Genomic DNA, 20945 nt, shown 5'->3' with positions numbered 1-20945 from the left:
TAGTTACTAAAATTTTTATTATGAAAAAGAAAGACGAAAATACATGAAATTTAAATTTTTCTTTACAATTTTGATAATATCCATGTCCACCGGATACACATTGGCTGATGCAATCAATGAAGAATATTGGGGCAATATATTTTTTGAAAACAAGAAGACAGGCTATTTTAACTACCGGATTTTGCCCCGCGAGGATAAAGAAGGGCACGAAGTGAGGATACTGAGCTATGACTATCCGACTGCGGATGCGCCCGATTCAAAAAAAACAGGGGAAATTATCGTTTTTGTCAATAAGGATTTAAGCTTAGACCATTTAGAATTAAAGAATCATGAGTATGAAGGCGAACTCTATGCTGAAGCGAGAGCGACAAAAGAGGGTATTGCAATCGATATTACCAGAAATGGTTACGTTACGCATTGCAAGGTGTCAACAAACAGCAAAGTGTATCCCTCGGTCATTTTAATGAAATTAGTGGCTGATAGAAATCTGGGGGTGGGGTCCTATGAATTTGACGTCTTTGAAGAGGATTTTCTTGAGGTCATAAAAGAAAAACTTACGGTTGTCAGAAAGTTCGAGTCACCCATCGGGGGCAAACAGAAGGTTTTTTTTGAAATTGCAGTCAGCAGCAAAACTTTTGATAATTTAAATCAACGATTTATAATCGATGAAGACGGTAAATTAATTAGCGGTCAATATGAAAATATAAATGTGTTATATAAAGTAATCCCTGAATCTGAGGTCGAAAAAGATGCGATATTGCCGGCATCCAAGAGGTCTTCGATACCGGTTGCTACTTATATGGTGGATTTGAACAAACTTTATTATCTGAAAGTAAAGGGCCGTTCTTTTACGCTCATCAGGAACAATTTGATCCTAAGAAGTCCCCGTCAAAAAGTCAGTTTTATAAATAATAATTACGAAGTCATCGTAGAGAATAATATAAAAATTCCCGACAGGATATTTAAGATCGGGAGAGAAAATACAAATAAATATTTAGCGGATTCCGTTTACGCCGAGATTAACGATAACGCAATTCGATCCCTCGCCTTGGAGATAGCAGGCGCCGACGAGAACATAATTACAAAAGTCACCAAGATCTCCAAATGGATCAATGGCGAGATTAAATTTACGGAAAAGAAAGGATTTTATTCCGCTAGAGATGTCTTGAAGATCAAGGAAGGGGATTGTTCGGAATATGCGGTCTTATTTTGCGCTCTTTGCCGTTCATTAGGCATACCCGCAAAGGGCGTTCTCGGGATCTCTTATGGCCACGGCTATTTTGGGTATCATATGTGGAACGAAATTTATGATAATGGTACTTGGCTGCCGGTAGATGTTACAGTGAATCAAATTGGCTTTGTCGATGCCGGACATATAAAGTTTTCCGATACGGATTTAAGTTTTAAGGCGCTCGCCTTGTATAATTACCAGATGCTCGGGAGTTGTTATTTTGACCGCTTTGAGGTACTTGATTATAAAGGAACTGCCGGTATGACTTTCGAAGAATTATCGAAACTGCCGCGGCCGAATTTACGAAAGTATCCTGAGGCTGTCTTACCCGTAATATCTCCGGAAGATATTATTATAAAGGATCCTATGCGAATAGGCATTTCCTATTTTGATGTAGGCAGCTTAGCGGAGGAACATCAGCCGATCAATATCGGTTTACAGCGGGTATTTAGAAGAAATTTAATGTGCATAAGAAAGTTTTCAATATTAGATTATTACAGCGAACCTGGCGAGAAAAATTGTTTTTTAAAAAACGGAAAGGAACTGACCGCAGCATGTGAAAAACGGGGAGTAGAATACCTTTTGATAGGCAGGGTTTCTCAGGAAAGCAGCGATAACAATAGTTTGATCCTGAGCGTTTCAATCTTTGATAAAAAGAGGAATGCAACCATAGTTTTAGATGAGATTAAGTGTAGAAAAGATGTCTTTCTGAAGGCGAGCCAAAAGATGATTTTTCAAATAGTTAAAAATTTGGAAGTATCAATTTCAGATTTAGAGAGAAGGCGAATAGAAGAATTCTATCTTCCTGATTTTAGCTGTTTTTTATTATATTCCAAGGGGGCTTATCAGGGAGAAAATATTTCAAAAAGAAATGTCACATCTTTTTTTGAAGGATTGATCTATCTGAGGTTGGCTCTAAAAAAAGACCCTAATTTTTCTCTTGCGTATAAAGAATTAGCAAATTTTTTCCCTGCGGGCCGGATAGATACAGCCGATTATATGTATGACGCGGCTTTAAAGCTTGACCCTTTTGATGCCGACTGCTATTGGGATAAATATATGGCTCTTATAGGTAGCAATAAAAATGATAGAAAAATTTATGATGAAACGAAGGTCCTGCTCGAGAAGGCCCTTAATATAGCCCCTTATTTTGCATTGGCTCACTTGAGTCTCGGTTCAAGGTATTCCCATAATCATGAATATGATAAGGCGCTTAAGGAAACCCTCAAGGCTCAGACGTTGTCTCCTAAATCCCCAGCAGTTTATTATAATCTGGCAGTAATTTATGGAAATAAAAAAATGTTTAAAGAGGCAGAGCAGTCATATCTTAAATGCCTTGAGTTGGATAATAAATACACAGATGCTTATGTTTGGTTGAACGAATTGTATTTTGATGTAAATGAAGTAGATAAAGCGCTTCAGTTATTGAAAAAGGGCCTGGAAATCATGCCCGATAGCCCAGAGCTTCGCGTGGAAATTTGCCGCGTATTTTATAAAAAAGATAATATTGAACAAGTTATTGATAACGCCAAAAAAGCCTTGGAATTAGACGAGGATATTGGAAGAGCCCATTATTTTTTAGGTTTAGCTTATAAGAAGAAGGATAAAGTCGATGATGCAATAAGAGAATTCAAACTTGAAGAAAGCATAAATCCCGAATATCATTATACTTATGAACGCTTGGGATTTTTATTCGATAAAAAAGATGATTTCAAACAAGCTATTTTCTATTATAAGAAAGCCATTGAATATGGTTCGACCCTTGGGTGCGCTTACAATAACCTCGCATGGGATTCTATAATAGAAAACTCTGAAAGAGACAAGACGATTTATTGGGCAAAGAAGGGTGTGGAATTAGGTCCCGAAGATCATGATCATCTTGGAACCCTTGGATGGGCGTATTACGAGAATGGTAAATATGACGAAGCCATCGAAATCTTCCAGAAGGTTCTCGGGAAAGGCAAGTTTAAGGCAACCGATGCATTGGGATTGAGCGTATCATATTTAAGGAAGAACGACAAAAAGAAAGCGCTCGAAATTTTAAGGAAAGCATTTGATAAGGATAAAGGATTAAATAAAAAAGAGATCTTTAAACAAGAAGAAAGCTTCATAACTTCAAATTTAGATATCGAGATAAAGGATATTATTAAGAGCTCTAAAGAAAATAAAGAATGACAAATGAAAAAACACTCGCTTTTATTTCTTATTATCTTCCTCTTAATTCCTACCGCCGTTTTCGCGGATGTTATTTGCCTCAAATCCGGCGGTTCTGTCGAAGGTGTGATAGAGATAGAAACGGACGATTCGGTGGTCGTTGCCGTAAATATCGGCAGGATGACCTATCCCAAGTCACTCATAGAATCGATCTCAAAAGCGAGCGACGGCGAGAACGCGAAATTAAAGAAAAAATGGGAGGATCAAAAACAGCAGCGCGAATCCGAGCACGAACAGTGGAAAAAAACTGCGGCCGAACAGGAAGCCAAAGGGCTTATCTTATACGACGGCAAATGGGTGACGAAAGATGAACATGAGAAGTTAGCCAAACCGGAACCCGAAGAAAGAAAAGAAGCGGCGGAACAAAAGCCGGTGGAGGAAAAACCCGTTAAGCTTGTCGATACAATAAGTTTCAATGCGGGTTCCGCGTCATATAGGTATACCGTCCGTCTGCCGTCCAATTATGATACGAAAACCAAGAGACCCGTTCTTTTCTGTTTTGACCCCAACGGGAACGGCGAAGATGCCGCTAAACGGTTTGCTTACGCCGCGGATAACCTGGGATGGATCGTTGTCGGTTCGCATGATGCCAAGAACGGGCCGTGGGAGCCCATAGTCAGCGCGCAAGAGGCAATGCTTAAAGATATCCCGAAGCGTTTCAGGGTCGACGAAAAACGGTTTTACGCGGCAGGCCTTTCAGGAGGAGCAAGGATGTCGTTTAAAATGGCATATGGCCATCCGGCCCAATTCAAGGGCGTGATCGCCTGCGCCGCGGGGTTCGCCGATGAAAGGCAGGAGATAGCCAAAAATGTAGCCGTCTATTTGTGTATAGGAAAGAAAGACTCTAATCTGGAGGAGGTAAAGAAGGTTTATACGAAGTTAGATACGAACCACCTGAAGGTCTATAAGCACGAATTCGAAGGCGGACACGAATGGCCTTCCCCGGCGATAATTTCGCAAGCCCTCGACTGGATAGCAAAACAGTGATCCCATCCGGGATTCCTAGAAATCGCTATGCGATTTCTAGGATCTGGGGCCCTAGAGATCGCATGCGATCTCTAGGATTTGTCAAATTTTCGTTGACAATTTTGCCCCTTCCTAATAAAATACCCCTATCCCACCTTTTCGTAATGCTCGGAAAGGCTTGTTAACCTAAAAAATCTAAGGAATATGAAATGAGCTCAAACGGTCTGGACAGGCTTTTCAACCCCCGTTCCATCGCCATAATCGGCGCATCCCCCAAAAAAGGCAAGATCGGCCACGACGTACTATTCAATCTCAAGGAATACGGATATAAAGGAAAAATATATCCGATAAACCCCAAAGATACCGAGGTGATGGGGGATAAAGCCTATCCGTCGGTGCTCGACGTAAAGGAAGATATCGATCTCGCGGTCTTCGCCATCCCGGCGGCCGGGGTCATCGAAGTCATGAAGGAATGCGGCAAGAAAGGCATAAAGGCCGCAATAGTCATAACCGCCGGTTTCAAGGAAACAGGCCCTGAAGGAAAGAAACTCGAGCTGGAATTGGCCGCGGTAGCTAAAGAACACGGGGTAAGGGTGCTCGGCCCCAACTGCCTCGGGTTTATCAGCTCCACCGCCCACCTTAACGCTTCGTTTGCCGCAATCTCGCCGCTTCCCGGAGATATAGCTTTCTTTTCCCAGTCAGGCGCCTTGTGCACTGCCATACTCGACTGGGCGGTCAAGGAGAAGATAGGTTTCTCCAAGTTCGTAAGCATCGGGAATAAAGCCGACATATCGGAGACTGACCTGCTGAAAGCGCTCGGTGAGGATCCGGACACGAAAGTCATCTTAGGCTATATAGAAGATGTAAAGGACGGCAAGGAATTTATGCGAGTCGCCAGGGAGGTCACGGCCAAGAAGCCCGTGATAATCTGCAAGGCCGGCGGGTCCAAGGCAGGGGCAAAGGCCGCTTCAAGCCATACCGGGAGCCTCGCGGGCTCCGATGCCGCGTTCGACGCAGCGTTCGCGCAGACAGGCATAATACGCGCAAGGACGATCGCGGACCTTTTCGATTACGCCGTGGCTTTTTCATACCAGAAGCTCCCGCAGGGCCCGAACCTCGCGATAATAACTAATGCCGGCGGGCCGGGGATAATCGCGGTCGACGCGGTCGAGCGTTCACAGTTCGCGAAAGTCGCGCCCCTGAGCAAAGAGACGGTCGATTACCTGAGGGGGGCGCTTCCCAAGACAGCCGCGCTGAATAATCCCGTGGACGTCATAGGCGATGCCGATGACCAGAGGTATAAGGTCGCGGTAAGCGCCCTTCTAAAAGATCCGAATGTCAACGGGCTTATAGTGATACTGACGCCCCAGAGCAACAGCAAGATAAAGGAGACCGCCGACGTCCTTGTGGCCAGCAAGGACAGCAAGCCCATATTCACGAGTTTCATCGGCGGCAGGCTGGTCGAGAAGGGCACGAATATCCTGCAGGACAATAAAATACCGAATTTCCTCTTCCCTGAACGCGCCATCTCGTCCTTCAATATAATGGTCAAATACAAAAATATGCTCGACCTTCCCAAGGAAGACATAAAGTCTTTTAAGGTCGACAAAGACAGGGTAAAGAAGATACTCGACGCGGCGGCCAGATCCGGGCAGAAAGAGATTCCCGAATATACCGCGCGCGATATCATAGAAAGTTACGGCTTCAGGCTGCCGAAGAGCACCCTAGCCAAGAACGCCGCTGAGGCGGCAGTGGCCGCGGATAAGACAGGTTATCCCGTCGTAATGAAGATAGCCTCGCCTGACATACTGCATAAATCGGACGTGGGCGGGGTCAAGGTCGGGCTCAAGGACGCCAAGGAAGCGGAGGCGGCGTTTGATGAGATAATGAGGAAGTCCAAGGCTGCGGTGCCGAACGCGAATATCCTCGGCGTCCTCGTCCAGGAGATGGTCTCGGGAGGGAAAGAGGTCATACTGGGCATGTCGAAAGACGCGCAATTCGGGCCGATGCTTATGTTCGGGCTCGGCGGCATCTATGTCGAGGTGCTTAAGGACGTCAGTTTCAAGATCGCCCCGATACTCCCGCGCGAGGCTGCTGAAATGGTAGATTCGATAAAATCGGCCGCGCTCCTTAAAGGCGCCCGCGGCGAGAAACCCGCGGATATAGATTCGATAAGAGAAGGGTTGCTCAGGCTTTCGCAGCTGGTCACGGATTTCCCCATGATAAAAGAACTCGATATAAACCCGCTTAAGGTCTTCCCGGCTGAAGGGAAAGGCGGAAGCATGGCGATAGACGCCAGGATAAGCATAGAGCTAGAAAAATAATAGATGACTTCCACTGAAGACAGGAAGACCCCCCTCTACGAGGCGCACAAGGGTCTTAACGCGAAGATCGTTTCATTCCACGGCTGGCTTTTACCTATCCAGTATACGAGCATTATTGAGGAACATAACGCGACCCGCACCAAAGCCGGGCTTTTCGATATCTCCCACCTCGGAAAACTCGAGGTCTCCGGAAAGTCCTCGAAAGAATTCCTGCAGAAGATATTCACCAATAACATAGAAAAGGCCGCCCCGGGAGGCATAGTCTATTCCCCGTTATGCGACGATAACGGCGGGACCCTTGATGACGCCTTCATATATAACGCGGGCGAAGAGAGGTATATCCTTATCGTGAACGCCTCGACCTTCGAAAAAGACCTCGCGTGGATACGGTCTCATAACACGGAAGGCGCCGATATAAAAGATATAAACGATTCGCTCGGCGGGATAGCCATCCAGGGGCCGGCTTCGCAGCAGATATTGTCTCACTTTTGTAAAGCCTACATCGACCAGCTCAAACACCGCCATTTTGTCGAAACCGAAGTCGACGGTTCTTACGCGCTCCTTTCGAGGAGCGGATACACCGGCGAGGACGGGTTCGAGATGTTCATACCGGCAGGCAAGTGCATAAAGGTCTGGAACGATATCCTGGCCTCCGGAAAAGGATATGGCCTTATCCCGGCCGGGCTGGGCGCGAGGGACACCTTAAGGCTTGAGGCGGGATGCCCGCTTTATGGTGTCGATACTGATGAGTCTAAGACACCATTGGAGTCGGGGCTGGAGAGGACGCTTGACCTGAGCAAGGATTTCATCGGCAAAAAAGCTATACTCGAGAGGAAGGCAAAGGGGATCGAGGAGATACTGGTAGGATTTAAGATGTTGGATAGAGCGATCCCCCGCACCGGATATGCCATAGAAAAGGGCGGGAAGAGTGCCGGCATAGTTACGAGCGGGACTTATTCGCCGACTTTGAAAGAAAATATAGGTTTCGCGTATGTCGCGCCGGAAGATTCCAAGACCGGCGGGATTTTCGATGTGATAGTCCACGGCGAAAAGAAGAAGGCCGTTATTGTGGAGACGCCATTTTATCGCCGCGCTAAAAATTAGCGCGGGACAAGCAGGAGGAAGAGATAATGGTCGATCTGGAGAAACTGCGTTTTACGAAGACGCATGAATGGCTTAGGGTCGAGGGCAGCACCGGCTACGTAGGCATAACAGACCACGCCCAGAAAGAGATAACCGACGTCGTCTTCGTCGAACTTCCCAAAACCGGTAAAGAGGTAGCGAAGGCAGGCGAGGCCGCGGTAGTGGAATCGGTAAAGGCCGCCTTCTCGATATATGCCCCGGTATCCGGGAAGATAGTAAAAGCGAACGATGCGGTCGAAAAGGACCCTTCACTGGTCAACAAGTCGCCCTATGAAGAGGGCTGGTTCTTCGCGATCGAGATGAAGGACAAATCAGAGATAGATTCCCTGATGACGCAAAAGGATTACCTGGAATTCATAAAGACCGGAGCGCATTGATTTGAAGTACTCGCCCCATACCGATAAAGACAAGAAAGAGATGCTCGGCGTTATAGGAGCGGCATCCTCAGAAGATCTTTTCAGCGCCATCCCCAAAGAGTTCCGCCTGCAGAAGCTCGACCTGGCCGAAGGCATCTCCGAACTTGAGCTGAAAAAGCTCATGCTTGATAAGGCAGGGAAGAATTATTCTACCCAGAAACTGGTTTCCTTCCTTGGCGGCGGCGCGTACGAGCATTATATCCCGCAGGCCGTCGAATCGCTGATCTCAAGGGGGGAATTTCTTACCGCATATACGCCGTACCAGGCCGAGGCGAGCCAGGGAACACTACAGGCGATATATGAGTACCAAAGCCTTATATGCGAATTGACCGGAATGGACGTCGCCAACGCCTCGATGTACGACGGCGCGTCAGCTTTGGCCGAGGCCGTCATTCTCGCTGTAAAGGAGACCGGCAGGAACCGTGTCATATTCTCAAGCTCCCTGCATCCCGAGTACAGGCAGGTAATAAAGACATACCTTGAAGGGTATAAGATAGAATTTGTAGAGATACCGCATGCAGGCGGCCTCTTCGACGAAACGGCATTAAAAAAAGAAGCGAACGATTCCACTGCCTGCGTGATCGTCCAGAACCCGAATTTCTTCGGCTGCATCGAGAAGGCCGACAAGATCGAATCCATCTGCCATTCCTGCGGAGCGCTCCTGATCGCCTGCGTAAATCCCGTATCGCTCGGAATATTAAAAGCTCCGGGCGGATATAACGCCGATATCGCGGTCGGCGAAGGCCAGCCGCTCGGGATACCGATGAGTTTCGGCGGGCCGTACCTGGGTTTCTTCGCGGTAAAAGAAAAACATATGCGCAAGATGCCGGGCAGGGTCGCCGGCATGACAAAAGATATAGAAGGAAAGCGCGGTTTCGTCCTGACGATGCAGGCGCGCGAACAGCATATCCGCAGGGAGAAGGCGACGTCAAATATCTGCAGCAACGAAGGGCTCATGGCACTGGCCGCGTGCGTCCACCTTTCGCTGTTAGGCAAGGAAGGGATAAAGGAAGTCGCGCGGCAGAACGTCTTGAAGAGCCATTATCTTAAAGATAAGATACTTAAATTGAGCGGGTTCGAGCTGATGTTCGAGGCGCCGTTCTTCAACGAATTCGTGGTCAGGTGCGGGAAAGAGACGGATAAGATAACAGGCGACCTTCTCAAGCACGGCATGATAGGCGGCCTGCCGCTCGGCAGGTTCCGCGCCGATATGAAGAATTGCATGCTGATCTGCGTCACCGAGACGAAGTCGAACGATGACCTTGACAGGTTCGCGGAACTCCTGGGGAAACACTGATGGAAAAACTTATATTCGAAATAAGCAGCCCCGGCAGGAAGGGATATTCTCTCCCGAAACTCGACGTGCCGGACGCCGATATAAAGTCGCTTATCCCGCAGGAATGCCTGCGCAAGGACGGACCTGACCTTCCCGAGGTCAGCGAGCTCGACTGCGTACGGCATTTTACGCGGTTGTCGCAGCTGAATTATTCCATTGATACGAATTTCTATCCGCTCGGCTCATGCACGATGAAATATAACCCGAAGATAAACGAGAAGATGGCCGGCCTTCCGCAATTTACCGGGCTCCATCCTTACCAGCCGGAAACGAGCGTGCAGGGGATGCTGGAGGTGCTTTATGAGACGGAACAGGCTCTCTGCAAGATCTGCGGGATGGACGCTTTCACTCTCCAGCCCGCGGCCGGCGCGCACGGAGAGCTTACCGGCATGCTCATCGTCAGGGCATATCATACTTCAAAAGGCAGCCCCCGCAAGAAAGTCGTGATACCCGATTCGGCGCACGGGACCAATCCGGCGTCCGCGGCGTTATGCGGATATGAGGTGGTCACGGTAAGATCCGATAAGGCGGGCCGCATAGACCTTGACTCGCTGAAGGCCGCGATGGACGATGAGGTCGCGGTCCTGATGCTTACGAACCCGAATACGCTCGGCCTCTTCGAGAAGAATGTCAAAGAGATAGCCGATATAGTCCATAAGGCCGGCGCGCTCCTTTACCTGGACGGCGCGAACTTAAACGCGCTTCTCGGCGTGGCCAGGCCCGGGGATATGGGATTCGATGTATGTCATGTGAACCTTCATAAAACTTTCTCCACGCCGCACGGCGGCGGCGGGCCAGGTTCCGGGCCGGTCGGCGTAAAGGCCCATCTGGCAGATTTCCTCCCTATCCCCAGGATAAAACAGAAGAGGAACAAGCTCTCGCTCGATTACGACCAGAAGAGGTCGATCGGCAAGGTCCGCGCCTTTTATGGGAACACGGGCGTGATAATAAGGGCATATTGCTATATGAAATCGCTCGGCTCCGACGGCCTGAAGGATGCCACGTTCGAGGCGGTCCTCAACGCGAATTACCTGAAAGCGAAGCTCAAGAACGACTACCAGCTCGCCGTCGAGGACGAGCCGTGCATGCACGAATTTGTCCTCACAGGGAAGGATAAGAAGGAGTTCGGCGTAAAGACGCTCGATATCGCGAAACGCCTCCTGGATTACGGGTTCCACGCGCCGACGGTATATTTCCCGCTTATAGTCGAGGAGGCGATAATGATAGAGCCGACCGAGACCGAGTCGAAAGAGACGCTCGATGCCTTCGCCGAAACGATGATAAGGATAGCCGCGGAGGCGAGGTCTAATGCCTCGCTCTTGACCGGGGCGCCGCATATAACCCCTGTCCGCAGGCTCGATGAAGTCCTCGCCGCAAGGGAGCTTAACTTAAGATGGAAAAAACCTGGCGCCTGATAATAGACGGCGCCCGTGAGCCGGGGGCCAACATGGCCCTCGACGAGGCGATCATGCAGTCTATGGCGGAAGAGCCGTCAGCCCCCACCCTGAGAGTATACCGTTGGACATACCCATGCGTCTCTATAGGCAAATTCCAGCGGCTTGACGATAGCCCTTTCCTGAAGAGCAGCGTCCCGATCGTCCGGCGGCCAACCGGCGGCGGTTCGGTATACCATGACGAGCTCGGGATCACGTATTCCCTGGTCTTCGGCGAGCGCTCAGGAGTGATGCCGGAAGGGACCGCCGCGTCATACCGCCATATACACGAAGGCGTTGCCGCCGCGGTGAAGGAATTGGGCCTTGAGGCCGAGCTTTATGCCCCGGTTTCGGTCCCGGCCAAGGCGTTCGGTTCGTGTTTTGCCCTGCCTGTCAGGTCGGATGTAGTCTCTCGCGGCAAGAAGATAGCCGGCGCGGCCCAGAGGCGCAAGTTCGGGGTCGTATTGCAACAGGGCGAGGTCAGTTTGCCACTTGACGTTTGGCGTAAATGGTCGTATAATAATGCCTTAAATATATTCATAAACTGCCTCTCTAAACAATTACAGGCTGAATTCCTCGAAGGCCACATCACCGGCAAAGAAGAGCGTTTAGCCGAAGGGTTGCTTATGGAGCGTATGGAGGAGGTGACTAGATGAAAGCTAAGGTAGACCCGAATCTCTGCACCGGTTGCGAACTCTGCACTAATATATGCCCGGAGGTCTTCGAAATGAAGGGCGATACCGCTTCCGTGAAAGTCAATCCTGTACCAAAAGCAGCCGAGGAAACCTGCAAAGAAGCCAAGGACAGTTGTCCTGTTGAAGCTATCTCGATAGAGTGATAAGGAAGTCCGCCAAATACTTGGCGGACATAATTCGCCCCGATTGTCGGGGCTCATTAAAAGGGGGAAGTAAATGAAGAAGTTGGCATTGTTGGTATTGGCGGTAATGGTCGTAACGTGCATGGTAGCCGGTTCGGCATGCGCGGCAGAGCAGCAGGAGAACGGTTTTGTGAAGTTCTGGCGCGGCGTGTTCCACTGGCCGTTCAATGCCGCTAAGGATTCCGCCCAGGTCGTCGGCGATACAGGCGTAAAGGCCGTCGGGACCGTGGCTGACACAGGGAAAGCTGTCGGCGGGACGCTTACCGGCGAAGAAGGGGCAGCCGAAAAGATAGTGACAACTCCCGTTACCGGGACGGCAGATACGGTAAAGACCGGGGTCGTTGGTACGGCAGAGATGCCCGGAAAATCCGTAGAGGAATCCTGGCCAGCCGAAAAGAAATAAAAGCATTTCCTTGAATCTCAAATAAAGCCCGGGACCCTCGAACCCCGGGCTTTATACCTAATAAGACAAATATGGGAAAAACAATTTCGGAAAAGATATTGTCCGAGCATTCCGGGAAGGACGTAAAGGCGGACGATTTCGTCATCGCCAAGGTGGATCTTTGCCTCCTGCAGGACGGCACCGGGCCGCTCGCGGTAAGGCAGCTCGAGCAGTTGGGGATAAAAAAAGTCGTCAACCCGCAGGGCATTGCCGTATTTCTCGACCACGCGGCGCCGTCGCCCAGGAAAGAACTCTCGAACGACCACATAACGTTGAGGAATTTCGCGAGGAAGACGGGCTGTTACCTGTTCGAGATAGGCGAGGGGGTCTGCCACCAGATAATGAGCGAGCTTTTCACCTCGCCGGGCAACGTCCTTGTCGGCGCCGATTCCCATACCTGCACCGGCGGGGCATTGGGCGCTTTCGCGACAGGGATGGGATCTACAGATGTGGCCGTCGCTATGGGCCTCGGCAAGACGTGGTTCCGCGTCCCTCAGACGATAAAGATAGCGGTCAGCGGTAAATTCAAGCCCGGCGTATATGCAAAAGATTTCATGTTATATCTCATCGGCACGCTCGGCGCCGAGGGGGCCACTTATAAGGCCCTCGAGTTTACCGGCGAGGCGATGGTATCGCTCCCGATGTCGGAGCGGCTGGTAATATCTAATATGGCCGTAGAGGCCGGGGCCAAGGCCGGCATATTCGCCTCCGACAGGGTGACCAAGGCATATCTTAAACAGCACGGCAGGGAAGAGAAATACCGGGAGATAAAATCGGACAAGGACGCGAAATTCGAAAAAGAGATAAATATCGAAGTGGATAAGCTGGCGCCTATGGTCTCCCTTCCGCATACGATCGATAATGCCAAGCCTATAGATAAGATAGGGAAGGTCAAGATACACCAGGTCTTTATCGGCTCGTGCACGAACGGCAGGATAGAGGACCTTAAATTGGTCGCGGCGATATGGAAAGGCCGTAAGCGCGACCCGGATACGCGTGTCATCGTGACGCCGGCGTCGAAGGACGTTTACCTTATGGCGGCCAAGGAAGGGCTGCTCGAGACATTCATAGAGTTCGGGGCGACGGTGACTACCCCGGGCTGCGGCGCGTGCGTCGGGGTACACGGCGGCATACTGGGAGACGGAGAGAATTGCATCTCCACATCCAACAGGAATTTTCTCGGCAGGATGGGCAATCCCAAGAGTTTCATATATCTCGCTTCGCCGGCGACTGCGGCCGCCTCGGCGATCAAGGGCGAGGTAACCGACCCCAGGGAGTACCTATAATGTTATTACGCGGAAAGGCGTGGAAGTTCGGCAACGATATATCTACCGACCTTATCGCCCCGGGAAGATATTTCCACCTCAGGTCTGACCTTAACGAGCTCGCGAAACACGTCCTCGAGGACGCGGATCCGCAGTTCGCCTCGAAGGTCGCGAAGGGTGATCTAGTGGTTGGCGGCAGGAATTTTGGACTAGGCTCATCAAGGGAACACGCCCCTACCATTATAAAATTGGCAGGCGTTTCGTGCGTGCTCGCAAAATCGTTCGCGAGGATATTCTTCAGGAACGCGATAAACATAGGCCTGCCGGCCATAGAGTGCGATACCGATAAAATTTCCGCCGGTGACGAACTCGAGGTGAACCTCGAGAAGGGCGTGATAAGGAACGTGACAAAAAAGATCGACCTGAAATTCGCGCCGCTCCCGAAAGCGATGACGCAGATACTCGGTGACGGCGGGCTCGTAGACCATATAAAGAAACACGGGGATTTCAAGATTGAATAACCTCAAGGTCGCGGTCATAGGCGCCGGCCAGGTAGGCGGGACATGCGCGCAGAGGATAGTGGAGAGGAAACTCGCCGACGTCGTCCTCGTCGATATTGCCGAAGGGCTGGCGAAGGGCAAGGCCCTGGACCTCGGCCAGGCGGCCTCGACGGAAGAGTATAATTTTAATATAGAGGGAGGCTCCGACTATTCCCTTATAAAAGGCTCAGGCGCGGTCATCGTGACCGCAGGCCTGGCCCGCAAACCCGGGATGACGCGCGAGGACCTCCTCGTCAAGAACGCGGCGATCGTCAAGGAGGCGGCGGAGAATATACGTAAATATTGCCCGGGATCGATCATAATAATGGTGACGAACCCGCTGGATATCATGACGTACCTGGCTTACAAGGTCTCCGGTTTTGAGAGCAGGAGGGTATTCGGGATGGCCGGAGTCCTCGATACTGCGAGGTTTAAATATTTCATAGCGGAAAAACTCGGGGTATTGCCGTCGGAAGTGGAGGCCATGGTCCTCGGCGGCCACGGCGATTCGATGGTCCCGCTTGTCGAATATGCCAAGGCGAAAGGGAGGCCGGTCTCGGAGATGATCCCCGACGGCGAGCTTAAGGCCATAATACAAAGGACGCGCGACGGGGGCGCCGAGATCGTCTCGCTCCTTAAGACCGGAAGCGCTTTTTACGCGCCGTCGAGCGCGGTCTGCGAGATGCTCGAGGCGGTGATCAAGGACAAGAACGAGGTGCTTCCTGCGAGCGTATATCTGGACGGGCAATACGGGATAAAGGACCTTTATTGCGGCGTCCCGGCCAGGATAGGGGAGGACGGCGTCGAAGAGACGATAGAATTGAAAATTTCGGACAAAGAACTGGCGGCGCTCCGCTGGTCGGCTGAACAGGTCAGGGAAGGAATAGATTACCTAAAAAAATCCGGGCTGGTTTAACGGGAAGAGGCAAGACGATGAGAAAAGGCGAGATAAAATTCAATAAGAAGACGAACACCCTCGAGGAGGAGTATTACAGGTACGAGCTCCAGGATATCGATGACCCGAACCTTTTCAGGGAGATATTCAATTATACCGATGTCCCGAAGATCGTATTTAACCACCGGATAGTCCCGATGAACCCGCCGGATGATATCTGGATAACGGATACGACTTTCAGGGACGGACAGCAATCACTGCCGCCGTTCACGGTAAAGCAGATAGTCGACCTCTACGATATGCTGCACAGGCTCGGCGGCTCACAGGGCCTCATCAGGCAATGCGAGTTCTTCCTCTATACCGATAAGGACAAGGATGCGGTGAGGAAATGCCTCGAGCTCGGCCATAAATTCCCGCAGGTCACGGGATGGATAAGGCCGGTAAAGGAAGATTTCAAGCTCGTCAAGGAGATGGGCCTTAAAGAGACGGGGATACTCACTTCCGCGTCCGACTATCACATATTCCTCAAGCTCAAGAAGACGAGGAAGCAGGCGATGGATATGTATCTCGGTATCGTCAAATCCGCGCTCGACCTGGGGATAATCCCTAGGTGCCACCTCGAGGATATAACCCGCGCCGATTTCTACGGGTTCGTCGTCCCATTCGTCCAGGAGCTGATGGAGCTTTCCAAGGAGGCGAAGATCCCGATAAAGATAAGGGCCTGCGATACCATGGGCTACGGCGTGACTTATCCAGGCACCGCGCTCCCGAGGAGCGTCAAAGGGATAATCTACGGGCTGGTGAACCTCGCCGAGGTCCCGTCGGAGCAGCTCGAGTGGCACGGCCACAACGATTTCTACCACGGGCTCATCAACGCGACCACATCCTGGCTTTACGGCTGCTGCGCTGCTAACGGCGCTATGCTGGGCATAGGCGAGAGGACCGGCAACACCCCTATCGAGGGCCTCGTGATGGAGTACCTCGCCCTCCGCGGCGTCAAGGACGGCATAGATACGACCGCCATCACCGATATCGCCGAATATTTTACTAAAGAGATAGGCTACGAGATACCGCACAACCAGCCGTTCGTCGGCAGGAATTTCAATATGACGAGCGCGGGTATCCACGCCGACGGCCTGATGAAGGACGAGGAGATTTACAACGTATTTAATACCGAGAAGATCCTCAAGAAGAAGGTCACGGTCGCGATAAACGACAAATCCGGCGTAGCCGGGATAGCCAAGTGGCTTAACCTTTATTTGAACCTGGGCAAGGATGAGCAGGTCACGAAAGACAACCCCGGGGTCATCAAGATAAAGGAGTGGGTCGATTCCGAATACGCCAAAGGCCGGACGACCGTAATCTCGAACCAGGAGATGCTGAGGAAAGTTAAGAAATTCCTTCCCGAGCTTTTTGTCTCCGACGAAGAATAAGCCGGTAAAGGGGTCAATATGGCAAAGGGAGATCTCGTACAATGCGAGTTATGTCCCAACGGATGCGTCCTCGATGAAGGACAGAAGGGTAACTGCAGGGCGAGGTCGAACAAAGGCGGCAAGGTAATAAGCCTCGTCTACGGAAAGCCGTGCGCCGTCCACGTGGACCCCATCGAAAAGAAGCCCCTCTACCATTTCCTTCCCGCCTCATCCGCGTTCTCGATAGGAACGGCCGGATGCAACCTGCACTGCAAATACTGCCAGAACTGGGACATCTCGCAGTCGGATCCGGAAGAGACCGATAATATCGACCTCCCGCCGGGGGAATTGGCGCGAAGGGCGGCCGCGTATAACTGCAGGTCGATCGCGTATACTTATAATGATCCCGTCATATATTTGGAATATGTCCTGGATACCGCGAAGATCGGCCGGGAGGCGGGCATCAAAAGCGTATTTATTACCGCCGGATATATTAACCCTAAGCCGCTTGATGACCTCTGCTCGGCGGTCGACGCGATAAAGGTGGATTTCAAGGGGATAACCGAAGAATTTTACAATAAGGTCTCTTTTGGGAGGCTCCGACCGGTCCTCGATACGATAAAGGCGATCAAGGAGCGCAAAGTCTGGATGGAGCTGGTCAACCTGATAGTCCCGACGCTAAACGACAAAAAAGATGACCTGGCCCGCCTTATCGACTGGACGGTCGAGAACGTGGGCGCCGATGTCCCGCTGCATTTTTCCAAATTCTGGCCGCAGTACCAGCTAAAGAACCTGCCGCCGACCCCGGAAGAGACGCTCGACGCCGCGTGGAAGATGGCAAAAAAGAGGGGCGTCCATTACGCCTATGTCGGGAATATCCCCTCCCACGACGGGAATAATACCTATTGTCCCAAGTGCGGGAAGCTTTTAATAAAGCGCGTCGGCTACGATGTGCTGGAAAATAATGTCGCAAACGGAAGATGCGCCTCTTGTAATGAGGCGATCCCGGGAGTCTGGCAGTGATAAAGGAGGAAAGATGGATACGCGCAAAGAAGGGATGACCAGGAGGGAATTCCTGAAAAGGAACATATTGATCATTGCCGCGCTGGCCTTGTTCGGCTCGCCGCTAAAAGCGTTTGCCGGTGTTTTTAAGCGCAAGGCGGTCAGCAATGTCTCGGATAAAGAAGGCCGTTATTACAGGAGATTGGCCGGTTGATGAAAGACAGCGCGAAAGAACTCGAGAGGATAATAAGGCCCGTCGCCGCGGAACTGGCCGCGGTGAAGAGCAATTACGCGCACCAGCTCAAATGGCAATCCGAGCCGATACGGGGGATAGGAAGTTACCTGTCGAAGGCGCACGGCAAATTCTTCAGGCCTACGCTCGTGCTGCTTTCGGCCAAATTGGGCGAAGGCGATATGGAGAAGGCCGTATCGCTCGGCGTGGCGATAGAGCTTATACACGCCGCGAGCCTCGTGCACGACGATATAATAGATGAGGCGGTATTAAGGCGCAGCCAGCGGACGATAAACAGCAAGTGGGGCAACGCCGTCTCCGTGATAGCCGGCGATTATCTTTTGGCGCGCGCCTTCGACATAGTCTCGAAGCTCGACGAGCCGGGGATAATGACCGTATTCTCCAAGACGGCCGCCAGGATGTGCGAGGGGGAGCTTGCCCAGCTGGCGAACGCCTATAATTTCGATATCACCGAGGACGATTATCTCGATATAATAAAAAGGAAGAGCGCGTACCTCATCTCGGACTGCTGCGCATCCGGCGGAATGCTCGGGCGCCTCAGCGAGGATAAGATAAACCGGCTCGCGGCTTACGGGCTTTATTTGGGCGTGGCGTTCCAGATAACGGACGACTGCCTCGACCTCGTCGGGGAGGAGAGCCAGCTCGGGAAAACCGTCTGGCAGGACATGGAGAAGGGAAAGCTCACCCTGCCCATAATATTCCTATTAAAGAACGCCGGCAGGAAGAACAGGATGGGTATAGTCGAGCTCATCACTTCCGGCGGAAAATCTTCTCACCGTATACTGAGGGAGAAGGCATTGAGTTCCGGGGCGATATCGCGTTCGAAGGGCATAGCGTCGGATTACGTGAAGCTGGCCAAGAAGAAGCTCGCCGACGGTGACGGCATGCTCCGAAAGACCTTTTGCGAGATCGCCGATTATGTCCTGGAGCGGAAGAGCTGATCCCCGCCCGCGAGTAATACCAATACCGCGAGATTCACGAATCCCGCAGAGATGCACGCGAACTCGATCCCCTTGACAGGTATTATTATCGCGGCGGTTATCAGCGAGCCGGCGCACGCGCCCAGGAGATCGACCGCGTAGATCACCGGCGCCGCATTCCCACTCACACCGCCTGAACATATCCTGTTTGCCATCGTGAACTGCAGCCCGCCCAGGAGCCCCGCAGCCGCCGGCAATAGCAGGAAGAAGCCCTCGGCGACCCAATTCAACCGGAACACTACCGGCAGGAGCAGGCAGTATGCGCATAGGGCGGCCTGGATATTGAAGTACTGCCTCGCGAGCCGCCCGTCATTTTTTATCAAATTCGCGCCTATAAAGCTGCCGCCGGCAAGCCCCAGCATGAACGAGGCGAATATAAACCCTATTTTATAATATACATAGCCGTATGCCGACTGGAAGGCGAGTATTAGGACTACCTGCAGCAGCATCGTCGAGAAACCGGACGTCCCGATAGAGACGAAATACGGCATCCGTTTTAAAGAGCCGTTCCTTCCGCGCAGAAGCGCCAGCCCGATGAAGGCAAAACCCGCGATGCCCAGCATTATCCCCCAATTGAAAGTACTCAACCCCCTGAAGAAGGACTTGAGCCGCGGGTCGACCCGCTCCGACCAGAGGACCATGTCATAATAATATCCGACGGGCCGCAGGTCGAAGTTGATCTTCGCGCCCCTGGCGACTTTTATCGCGCCCTCAAGGTATCCTACGCGCATCGGGTCCAGCTTATCCGGCAGGTAATGTTCATTTACGTATTTCAGGTCGAGACCCCTCTCCTTGGCCCTGGCGATGAGCGTCTTATAGTCATATGTCAGTATCCCCGCGGCCGGAGAGGCGAGAAAATAATCATTCTCCCCGGGAATTATCTTTATATCGGAAAAATGTTTTGAAAGGGTGAGGACGAGGCATTTCAAAAAACGCGCCAGGTCGGCGCTGATATAATCCGCGGAGGAAGAGACCCCGAAGGAAAATATCCCTTTCTCATCGAGGATGCGTTTTGCTTCGCCGTAGAACTCGAAGGAGTAGAACCTGTTTATCTGCGCCGTGTAAGGGTTCGGGAGGGTGAGTATTATCACGTCGTATCGCGAGGAAGGCGCGTCCAGTGCCAGGGCTCTTTCCTTTACAAAGAGCTTGGCATCAAGATAATGCATCTTTACCCTGGGGTCGGATAACCCGGAAAGAGACCCTTGCGGGTACCTTTCTATCGCGATCTCCACCGATTCGGGATCAAGCTCGACGCAATCGACCGACTCGACGGGATGCCTTAATACTTCGTCGAGAGCGCCGTTGAGCGCCCCGCCTATAAGCAGGATTTTCTTGGGCGCGGGATGTTCAAGCATCGCGTAATGGACCGACTCCTCGGCGGTCAGAAGATCGCCGGTCGCCGCGGTAAGGAGGCCGTTCTCAAACAGGTTGAACTGGGGCCCGAGCCTGGTGAGCGCGATATTCCCGTATTTGGAATCTTTTACGGAGATCAACTCGAGGCCCTTCCATTGCATCTCCCTCATGCGGAAATCGGCCAGTCCCGAAGGGAAGAGGATATAGATGGCCACGGAATACATGAAGACGGCTGTCGCGGCCCATCTTACCGGAGCTTTCCTCCTGTCAGCCATGATTAGCGCGGCAATGATGTTTAATAAGCCGCAAAATAAAGCTATCTGTAAAGGGCCGAAGATATAGATCAAAAGCAGGTTGAAGGCGACGCCTCCGGCGACAGCGCCGAGCGATTCGATCATGTATATTTTTCCCGCGGCTGACGGCGCCGAGTCCGGTTCCGGCGAGGCGAGGAGGCAGCTTACGGCAAAAAGGGAACCGAAGACGAGGCACGCCGGCGCGAGCAGGATGAAGACGGAGAAAGCCATCGGCGCAAGCCCGATCAGCTCGCCGGCGGATACGCCGAGAATGTTCCTCATGTCCCTTATAAGGTATATCGTCGCGGGTACGATCACAGCGACGGAGAGGAGGAGTAAGTGGAATATCCCTTCCCGGAATTTTTTAAATCTTGCCGCGAAACTTCCCGCCGCGACCCAGAAGAGCCACGAGGCGAGCATTATTCCCGCGGATAGCTCGTTGCCGTAGAAGACCACCAGGAGTTCCCGCATCAGCAGGATCTGGACTGCCATTGCCGCGAAACCGAAGATAAAGACCGCAAGATATAAGGGTCGTCTCATAGACAGCATTATAACAATAAAATTTCCTACA

Annotated in this window: 18 protein-coding genes; 17 read left to right on the top strand and 1 reads right to left on the bottom strand. The window is 51.5% G+C overall.

Features of this window, described 5'->3' with window-relative positions; translation table 11 throughout:
• Positions 1-82: 82 nt before the first annotated feature.
• From WC317_00550 to WC317_00470, 17 genes are all read left to right on the top strand, one after another.
• The gene (locus WC317_00550; protein ID MFA5338622.1) at positions 83-3406 is read left to right on the top strand and encodes a transglutaminase domain-containing protein; all 3324 of its coding nucleotides are present in this window, start codon (positions 83-85) and stop codon (positions 3404-3406) included.
• 105 nt (positions 3407-3511) lie between these two features.
• The gene (locus WC317_00545; GenBank protein MFA5338621.1) at positions 3512-4432 is read left to right on the top strand and encodes a hypothetical protein; all 921 of its coding nucleotides are present in this window, start codon (positions 3512-3514) and stop codon (positions 4430-4432) included.
• Positions 4433-4620: 188 nt separating this feature from the next.
• The gene (locus tag WC317_00540; GenBank protein ID MFA5338620.1) at positions 4621-6735 is read left to right on the top strand and encodes an acetate--CoA ligase family protein; all 2115 of its coding nucleotides are present in this window, start codon (positions 4621-4623) and stop codon (positions 6733-6735) included.
• 3 nt (positions 6736-6738) lie between these two features.
• On the top strand, positions 6739-7839 hold the full coding sequence (gene gcvT / locus WC317_00535; GenBank protein MFA5338619.1) for a glycine cleavage system aminomethyltransferase GcvT: 1101 nt from the start codon (positions 6739-6741) through the stop codon (positions 7837-7839).
• 26 nt (positions 7840-7865) lie between these two features.
• Complete coding sequence (gene gcvH, locus WC317_00530; protein ID MFA5338618.1) at positions 7866-8255, top strand: glycine cleavage system protein GcvH; 390 nt, start codon at positions 7866-7868, stop codon at positions 8253-8255.
• 1 nt (position 8256) lies between these two features.
• Positions 8257-9591: an aminomethyl-transferring glycine dehydrogenase subunit GcvPA gene (gene gcvPA / locus WC317_00525; protein MFA5338617.1), complete on the top strand. Its 1335-nt coding sequence runs from the start codon at positions 8257-8259 to the stop codon at positions 9589-9591.
• Positions 9591-11045: an aminomethyl-transferring glycine dehydrogenase subunit GcvPB gene (gene gcvPB, locus WC317_00520; GenBank protein MFA5338616.1), complete on the top strand. Its 1455-nt coding sequence runs from the start codon at positions 9591-9593 to the stop codon at positions 11043-11045. The genes gcvPA and gcvPB overlap by 1 nt, the downstream gene beginning before the upstream one ends.
• Positions 11024-11719: a lipoate--protein ligase family protein gene (locus WC317_00515; GenBank protein MFA5338615.1), complete on the top strand. Its 696-nt coding sequence runs from the start codon at positions 11024-11026 to the stop codon at positions 11717-11719. The genes gcvPB and WC317_00515 overlap by 22 nt, the downstream gene beginning before the upstream one ends.
• Positions 11716-11901, top strand: a complete 186-nt coding sequence (locus WC317_00510) for a ferredoxin (GenBank protein MFA5338614.1) — start codon at positions 11716-11718, stop codon at positions 11899-11901. The genes WC317_00515 and WC317_00510 overlap by 4 nt, the downstream gene beginning before the upstream one ends.
• A 73-nt stretch (positions 11902-11974) precedes the next feature.
• Complete coding sequence (locus WC317_00505; GenBank protein ID MFA5338613.1) at positions 11975-12343, top strand: hypothetical protein; 369 nt, start codon at positions 11975-11977, stop codon at positions 12341-12343.
• 71 nt (positions 12344-12414) lie between these two features.
• Entirely contained in the window at positions 12415-13668 is a 1254-nt protein-coding gene (locus WC317_00500) for a 3-isopropylmalate dehydratase large subunit (protein MFA5338612.1), read from the top strand.
• A complete protein-coding gene (locus WC317_00495; protein ID MFA5338611.1) occupies positions 13668-14168 on the top strand; it encodes a 3-isopropylmalate dehydratase small subunit in 501 nt (166 codons plus the stop codon). Before WC317_00500 ends, WC317_00495 begins: the two co-directional genes overlap by 1 nt.
• Positions 14161-15102 (top strand): malate dehydrogenase, encoded by a 942-nt coding sequence (gene mdh / locus WC317_00490; GenBank protein ID MFA5338610.1) that lies wholly within the window; start codon positions 14161-14163, stop codon positions 15100-15102. Before WC317_00495 ends, mdh begins: the two co-directional genes overlap by 8 nt.
• A 17-nt stretch (positions 15103-15119) precedes the next feature.
• On the top strand, positions 15120-16514 hold the full coding sequence (locus WC317_00485) for a 2-isopropylmalate synthase (GenBank protein MFA5338609.1): 1395 nt from the start codon (positions 15120-15122) through the stop codon (positions 16512-16514).
• 18 nt (positions 16515-16532) lie between these two features.
• On the top strand, positions 16533-17516 hold the full coding sequence (gene amrS / locus WC317_00480) for an AmmeMemoRadiSam system radical SAM enzyme (GenBank protein ID MFA5338608.1): 984 nt from the start codon (positions 16533-16535) through the stop codon (positions 17514-17516).
• Positions 17517-17529: 13 nt separating this feature from the next.
• Positions 17530-17709, top strand: a complete 180-nt coding sequence (locus WC317_00475; GenBank protein ID MFA5338607.1) for a hypothetical protein — start codon at positions 17530-17532, stop codon at positions 17707-17709.
• Positions 17709-18689 (top strand): polyprenyl synthetase family protein, encoded by a 981-nt coding sequence (locus tag WC317_00470; protein MFA5338606.1) that lies wholly within the window; start codon positions 17709-17711, stop codon positions 18687-18689. Before WC317_00475 ends, WC317_00470 begins: the two co-directional genes overlap by 1 nt.
• Here WC317_00470 and WC317_00465 read toward each other — a convergent pair.
• Entirely contained in the window at positions 18665-20914 is a 2250-nt protein-coding gene (locus WC317_00465; GenBank protein ID MFA5338605.1) for a hypothetical protein, read from the bottom strand. The two genes, WC317_00470 and WC317_00465, sit on opposite strands and share 25 nt — an antisense overlap.
• Positions 20915-20945 lie beyond the last annotated feature (31 nt).

The sequence above is a fragment of the Candidatus Omnitrophota bacterium genome, assembly GCA_041653595.1.
Classification (GTDB): domain Bacteria; phylum Omnitrophota; class Gorgyraeia; order Pluralincolimonadales; family Pluralincolimonadaceae; genus Pluralincolimonas.
Note: the sequence above shows the minus strand (reverse complement) of the source record. Positions and strands in the feature narration are given on the sequence as shown.